The following is a 394-nucleotide window of genomic DNA, read 5'->3' on the forward strand; positions in this document are numbered from 1 at the left end:
GAGGATTTTTATAATGGAAAAGAGAAACAGTGAAATTACATGCAAAGAAATTTATTTACAGCCGGAATCATTTGAGGCTGTCAATGAGACTTTAGAGGATATTTATGGTGTTCTCGACAAGGTATTTGCAGAAGATTACGACGAACTGATCTTCACAGGCTGCGGCACCAGTCTCTATCTGGCCCAGGCTGCGGCACACGCGTTTTCAAGCTATAACGCGATACCATCAAAAGCGGTATGCTGTTCGGAGCTCTATTATTTCCCGGAGACGTTTATTTAAAATCACGGCGGAACAAAGGAATGGTGTGGCTCTGCACCCCGAATTCTATCCCCGCCTTTATAGTGATCCTGTCCCGGTATCTCTCCTTAAGCCTGTCTGTCTCTTCAAAATATG

The 394-nt window shown here is 44.2% G+C and carries 1 pseudogene; it reads left to right on the top strand.

Going from position 1 to position 394, the window contains the following annotated elements:
* A pseudogene (locus NE473_RS30510) lies at window positions 1–280 on the top strand (SIS domain-containing protein); the annotation flags it as partial.
* Between the last annotated feature and the right edge of the window lie 114 nt (window positions 281–394).

Source organism: Hungatella sp. SL.1.14 (genome assembly GCF_024460495.1).
In the GTDB taxonomy this organism is placed as follows: domain Bacteria; phylum Bacillota; class Clostridia; order Lachnospirales; family Lachnospiraceae; genus Hungatella; species Hungatella hathewayi.